This window comes from Bacillus sp. X1(2014), from assembly GCF_007678255.1.
This window is the reverse complement of record NZ_VEED01000034.1, coordinates 23,394-29,499: the sequence shown is the minus strand read 5'-3', so window position 1 is coordinate 29,499 and position 6,106 is coordinate 23,394. Positions and strand designations below refer to the sequence as shown.

7 protein-coding genes are annotated in these 6,106 nt (G+C 32.2%); all 7 read right to left on the bottom strand.

Annotated elements, in window-relative coordinates; genetic code table 11:
* Positions 1-663: 663 nt before the first annotated feature.
* The 7 genes from FS608_RS28820 to FS608_RS28785 all read right to left on the bottom strand — a co-directional run bounded on the left by FS608_RS28820 (position 664) and on the right by FS608_RS28785 (position 5,891).
* Positions 664-1,107, bottom strand: a complete 444-nt coding sequence (locus FS608_RS28820) for a hypothetical protein (RefSeq protein WP_144555988.1) — start codon at positions 1,105-1,107, stop codon at positions 664-666.
* 712 nt (positions 1,108-1,819) lie between these two features.
* Positions 1,820-2,263, bottom strand: a complete 444-nt coding sequence (locus FS608_RS28815; RefSeq protein WP_144555987.1) for a cell wall hydrolase — start codon at positions 2,261-2,263, stop codon at positions 1,820-1,822.
* A gap of 177 nt (positions 2,264-2,440) precedes the next feature.
* On the bottom strand, positions 2,441-3,061 hold the full coding sequence (locus FS608_RS28810) for a dienelactone hydrolase family protein (RefSeq protein ID WP_144555986.1): 621 nt from the start codon (positions 3,059-3,061) through the stop codon (positions 2,441-2,443).
* 150 nt (positions 3,062-3,211) lie between these two features.
* Positions 3,212-3,403, bottom strand: a complete 192-nt coding sequence (locus FS608_RS28805; protein ID WP_144555985.1) for a hypothetical protein — start codon at positions 3,401-3,403, stop codon at positions 3,212-3,214.
* A 117-nt stretch (positions 3,404-3,520) separates the two neighbouring features.
* A complete protein-coding gene (locus FS608_RS28800; protein WP_144555984.1) occupies positions 3,521-3,964 on the bottom strand; it encodes a hypothetical protein in 444 nt (147 codons plus the stop codon).
* A gap of 634 nt (positions 3,965-4,598) precedes the next feature.
* Positions 4,599-4,946 (bottom strand): VOC family protein, encoded by a 348-nt coding sequence (locus tag FS608_RS28790; RefSeq protein ID WP_144555982.1) that lies wholly within the window; start codon positions 4,944-4,946, stop codon positions 4,599-4,601.
* 111 nt (positions 4,947-5,057) lie between these two features.
* Positions 5,058-5,891, bottom strand: coding sequence for an SDR family oxidoreductase (locus FS608_RS28785; protein WP_144555981.1), 834 nt, complete (start codon positions 5,889-5,891; stop codon positions 5,058-5,060).
* Between the last annotated feature and the right edge of the window lie 215 nt (positions 5,892-6,106).

Genomic DNA, 6,106 nt, shown 5'->3' with positions numbered 1-6,106 from the left:
TTCCAAAATCAGACTAACGGAAGGTTATTTGGCATGCACTTTTTTAGTATAACATGAGATATTTAAAGTTTTTTATGAAAAATATTGACAAACTATTAGCTGGTTTAGCTCAATAACAAAAAGGATCGTCGCAGCAATCCCCGTTATTCCACTCTTGCACCCGATAGTTGCATAAGGAATGACTATTTATCAGACTTAGGTAAGCGGTTATACTCCTAGCAATAAATTAATTATCAAAATTCAAATAAATTCGTTACCGCAGAAAAGGTTAACGGAGCCGCCCCCTCAAAAGACCAAAAGAAATTAATTAATAATAAAAAGTGATGAATATTAGAATTGGTAAGATAACAAAGATAATAAAATCTCTCAAATATTTTCTACCTCCGATAAGAAGGAAAATAACATCCCTTTTTCTGTTTAATTTATATAAAAATATATTAATTGTATATTCAATAATTGACCCAAAATACCTATCTTTACTGTATATATTTCAACACAGACTTTTTATAATCCTTGTTCAACTATATGCCCCGTTAGTGGAACAAGAAAAAAGAGCTGCCACCGCAACCCTTTGTTAAACATAAGCACCCGTTAGTTTAAGTAGGAACTTTCACAAACTTTTGTCAATCACATTGAGCAAATCCTTAATTTAGGCATTAATGGTTATACACCTAAAATAGAGATGTACTCGTTATTTTTACTCTTCTCAGCTATCCAAGATTGAAAATCAGTGATAACTTTAACCAAATATTTCAAATTATTATTTAGGTTTTCTAAAACATATTTCTCTGTAATTTTTAAATATAGAAATTCAATATGATTCTTCAATTCTTTAGGTTTAGGATCGTTTATTAAAAATTTCTTGAGATTTTCAAGTTCATCTAGAATTAACTTCCAAGTGTCCCTGTTTATCTCACTTACACCCCATAGAGAATAATTTTTAAAATGTTTCTCAATTGCCTTTGAAAAGTAGGTAAAGGTTTCATCTGTAAAGAATATTGAACCCTTGTTCCAATTATCCCCTGAGTATTTACCTGGTTTTATTTCAACGTAACAAGTGCCTTGTAGGATTTCTAGGTCATAAATAATTTCAAAACGTTTTCCCAATGATTAAACCTCCAAGTGTTACTTATATACTGTATAAATTCGCCATTTTTCTTAGCTATCCTTCCTAAACAAACTGCTCTATAGTTAAACAAGCAATAGTTTGTTTTAAGTTTCTTACGGTGATACAGGAGATTGTTGTTTTTCCCAATTTGTTGGTCCCCCGCTGCAATCCCAATCTTCAACTCATTTACCTATTAGTTCAAAATCAATACACAATGGAACGAGTTAATTTTTACCCCTTATTCGCTTTTCTTTTTGATATTTTCCACTCTAAAATGTCTGTTACCAAAAGAAAAAGAAGAGCTATTCCAGAAGTAAAATAAAAAATTCTCCAAGATATATTGGGAACCATTTTAAATCTGGTAATGAAGATTGGGACAAGAAAAAAAGCTAAACCAAAAATTTTTAATAACAAAACCTTCTTACGCAATTTTGCTCCCCCTAAAAATTATCAATAACTATTTAATACCATATAATTCACCAAAATCCTTGTTCAAATTACCTGTACGTTAGCTCAATAATAAAAAAAAGAGCTGCCGATGCAACTCCTGGTTGAATAAGATTTAGATTTTGGGAAGTCCTAACCCCTTTTATTGCAACATATCCATTTAGCTATATCTAAAGTATAATAAATATTTATCAAGTACTTATTATTGTAAAGAAAGTCCATCCAAAATGTGCTTTCACTAACCTGCCTCATTAAAAAATAAGCCTAACCCCTATAAACACTATCACATGTTCCAGGTTTTGGTTCATAAAAACAATGTTCTTTAAATTGACCAGAATGAGGTTGACCGTACCATGTAGGAGGACACGCTGGCGCCGTTGGATTAAAATACCAAAGTGCATATTTCGCAGGATGATCTCTCCAAGAATTAATATTTTGTTGTGCTAATCTTCTTTCAGAAGTTCTTGATCTTTGATAAAATACATTCCCTTTTTGCACTGCTTCAAAAGAATAATTTCCTCCTTGTACTTGAAATATTACATCATGAATATTGTTTACACTTTTAAAATCTAAGCATTCTGCTACAACACGATTTATTATTACATTTCCAACATATAACATTCCTTGCTGTCCTTCGCCCTCTGCTTCTGCTCTCATCATTCTTGCCATTTCATCTACTTCATGACTTCTAGCCCTGACTCTTGCCATTTCATCACCTCCCAAATTAATGTATGAAAAATAGCCTACATTCATGTCGTTGTTAATTTTTATAAGAATGCATAGTTTTTAAGTAAAATGAAAACTATTGCTTCCTTATATAGCTTATACAACTATACAGCTCGTTTGTTGAATAAGAAAACATTCCTTATTAAAGGAATGCACCCGTTAGCTAATAACACAACAGTTGATTAAATAATGGTTCTTAAAAAATTTCATCATTTCACTAAATGCTTTTTGTGCTAATTTTTCATTATATTCTGAAGAGTATGGGTCACTGAATCCGTGTTTTCCGTTAAATTTATGAATTTCGATATTCATTTTTTCTAAATCTAAAATTAACTCATCCACATTAAATGATTGTTCTTCTTGCGGAAAGAATAGTATTGTAGGACATTGTGGTGTTAATTCCATGTAATTCCTAATACGGGAACCATAGTATCCGACTATTCCATCGACACAGTCCTGGTCACTACATAACCATGCAATAGTCGCCCCTACACTAAATCCAATAATAAATATTTTTTCGTATTCATCTTTAACATCTGATAAAATATTTTTTATTTTATGCAAAGCATAAGCGAATCCCACGTTGACCATAAAATTACGATAAGCATCTTCCTCTTGTGTATAATCAAAAGGTATCTCTCGTTCTAATAAATTTGGACAAATGACATTAAAATTCTGTTTCGATAATAAATCACAAAAACTCAGCATATGTTGGTTAATTCCATAAATTTCATGTATTACAATGATTAAAGTATCAGACTTTTTCTGTATTTGATGCATTTTGTACCTCCTTGAAACTGATACTCATTATACAAATTAATACCAAATTATATCAGTTCTTATTAAACATGCTCCGTTACTTCAATAAGAAAAAGTTATCCTACTTTATAGAAGTATCGATCCCGATAAGTTAAAGACAGTTCTTCTATTTTATCTATTATAATAAACAGAGCCAAAGTCCTCTTTTACTTGCTGTATTGCTTCGTCCCAGTATTTTATGTCAGCTTGATGTTTTTTTAACTTTACTGTTTGTTTTGTGTACCTGGCTAACATCTTGTGGTAATCCAGTCTTTCTTCCATATTTCTAATAACTTTTTTACAATCTTCGTATGTCATTCCCATTGATTATTTCTCCTTCCTTCGAAATAACTAGATAAAGTGATATAGATTACCTTCCTATTATTCCGCTAACCTGCCACATTAGTTGAAAAAGAAAAGACCGCAGCACGATCTTAATCTTCAGCTCTTGCCCCCGTTTGTTGTTGAAGAACTCTGATTTGCATCCTCTAATAATTCCTCAATATATTCCTTTAATTCATCTTTAATTTCTTCTAATGTTTCATCAAGTAGTTCACCAATAATCTTGCTTCCTAGTATGTGTTTTGAAATTGGCATACCTAAGAGGATGCGTTCACATTCCCATATTTTAATAATATGTAAGTCTATAAGTTCGCCATTTTTGTCAGTTTTATCAGAAATACTTATTGCAACTGAGGAACTATACCCAGGCTTAAAAGGGTCATCGCCATCTTTATTAAAATCAGCATCAAATTGTAAGTTCTTCTTAAGAAAAACAGATTTATTCTCATTTAACAATTTTTCGACATGTTTTTTTAATGACGATTCAGTATTTTTTATCTTTATCTTTAGTTCTTCAGTGAAATCCATTTGCTGATATTTCATCTATAAATCACTTCTCTTTAAATAGGATAATCTAAAAATTCTCCAAGGGGATTTAAAATCCTTCTTGAACCAACCTGTCCGTAAATTGAATAAACAAATTAACTCCTAATGAACTACTAATTATGGCAGCTAAAATTTTTCTTCTTATTGTAATGGACATTTGCCTCTTCCTTTTACTATGTTATGTTATAAAAACAAGTTGATCAAAGGTTCTGGTTCCTTTTAGATAATTGCTTGACATTATATATTTGCAAAAAATAACCGGCAGTTTATAGTGACTGCCGGCTTGATTTTTATTAATGGGCAAATAAACTATACATAAATAAGCTAAAGTTAATAACGGGAATATTAATGGAAAGAAAATGGTGGAATACTGTAATTGATGGCGATCTTTAACTCTTGCATTTGTTTCTAGAATAAGACTTTATTTTAATACTCATTGATATTTAGCCATTGACCATCAGGACCTAAGGTTATATGAGGAATTTTATTCAATTCAAATATTTTATTAAAATTAATGTTTTTCTTAGCCATATTATGCAACTGTTCAGTTACATCAATCTCTGAAAACACTAAATAATCCATTGTTTTAAACCTTAAATAAAATTCAAAGAATAGAAATAATATATCTCGTTTATCTTTCCCATAACTCAACTAGTCTGCCTTCAGGATCTTTAATCCAAATAAACTTACCAAAATCACCAATTTCTTTTTCCTTTGCAAGAGGTACACCAATTTGTTCAAGATGCTTAATCGTCTCGTTTAGATCATAAACTTCGAAATTTAACATCACTTGCTGTTCTGTTGGGAAATAGCTGTCATCTTCAGTAAAGAAAGAAAAGATCGTTTCATTTCCTGGCTGGGGTTTGATGATAGTCCCATTCCAATTTTCTATTTCAATCTTCAACACTTCACTGTACCATTTTTTTGTAGCTTCTAGATTTTTAGTCCTCCAAAATATTCCTCCGAAACCTTTTATCATTGTAATTATTTCCCTCGTTTCTCTAATTTTTCTATTTCATTAGAAATTCTACAAATAAAAACAGATTCCTTCTTCAACCAACCTGCAGAATTTCTATCTCTCAAAGATTTTTCATTGTTCTGTTGGTTTAAGTGGTCCGTAAAAATAAGAAGCAGTTGCTCCACCGTCAATTAGAAAATCAGAACCGGTGATGAAAGCTCCCTGCGGCATCATCAGCAGTTCTGCAACATTTGCAACCTCATCAGCTGTTCCTGGTCGGCCAGCAGGGCACTTAGCAAACATATTCTTATAAAAATCTCCTCTTGGACCATTGAATTCGTCTATAGCTAATGGTGTTACGATAATCCCTGGGGAAATGGAATTGATCCGAGCGTTTTTCTTCCCCCAACGTATAGATTCAAACATTACGCGCTTCACATTGCATCGTTTCGCCATTTGATAAGCGTGCAACGTATCCTTGATATTTTCTCGCCGAAGGACTTCCAAACTAAGGAGTTCTTCAGTTGGGGTTGTTGCTAGCTGTTCATCAATTTCAACTCCCAATTGAGACATTCTATGTCCAGATTGACTGGAAATTGTTACACCAACGCCTCCATGAGCTATTACCTTACCTACTTCCTCCAGTAATACTGCCGTTCCGTACAAATCCACCTTCAAAATGGTTTCAATAGGTGCCTGACTAGGTGACACGCCGGCTGCGTTGATAAGTGCTGTGATTTCACCATACTTCTGAGCTTCTGTTATCAAATTTAAAATAGATTTTCTGGAAGAAATGTCCGTTTTGACAGGTACCACATCAAACCCGGATTCTTTCATCATTTTTGCAATAGAATTGGCATTAACTAGGTTCTTATCACCAACAATTATTTTCTTACCAAAACCGATTCTTCTAGCTATTGCCATGCCAATCTGTCCAGCACCGGTCCAAAGTATAACTTCCTTCATAGTATGTCCTCCTTAATTTTTTTCTAGGATTATTTATGGTTTGCTTTATCATTCCGTAGGTAATACAATTCAATGCTAGTAAAAAGATGTACAATGACATATAATTGAACACGCGTCTATTATTATATAAAGATATAGGATCTTTTCAATTGTTAATTCAACGCAATTTGTTTAATAGAAATCAAATCAAATAAAATTGTTCATTATCTTTTAAG

Coding starts and splice junctions, on each gene's coding strand:
- FS608_RS28790 (WP_144555982.1), bottom strand. CDS start 4,946: ATGATAAAAGGTTTCGGAGGAATATTTTGGAGGACTAAAAATCTAGAA.
- FS608_RS28800 (WP_144555984.1), bottom strand. CDS start 3,964: ATGAAATATCAGCAAATGGATTTCACTGAAGAACTAAAGATAAAGATA.
- FS608_RS28810 (WP_144555986.1), bottom strand. CDS start 3,061: ATGCATCAAATACAGAAAAAGTCTGATACTTTAATCATTGTAATACAT.
- FS608_RS28785 (WP_144555981.1), bottom strand. CDS start 5,891: ATGAAGGAAGTTATACTTTGGACCGGTGCTGGACAGATTGGCATGGCA.
- FS608_RS28815 (WP_144555987.1), bottom strand. CDS start 2,263: ATGGCAAGAGTCAGGGCTAGAAGTCATGAAGTAGATGAAATGGCAAGA.
- FS608_RS28805 (WP_144555985.1), bottom strand. CDS start 3,403: ATGGGAATGACATACGAAGATTGTAAAAAAGTTATTAGAAATATGGAA.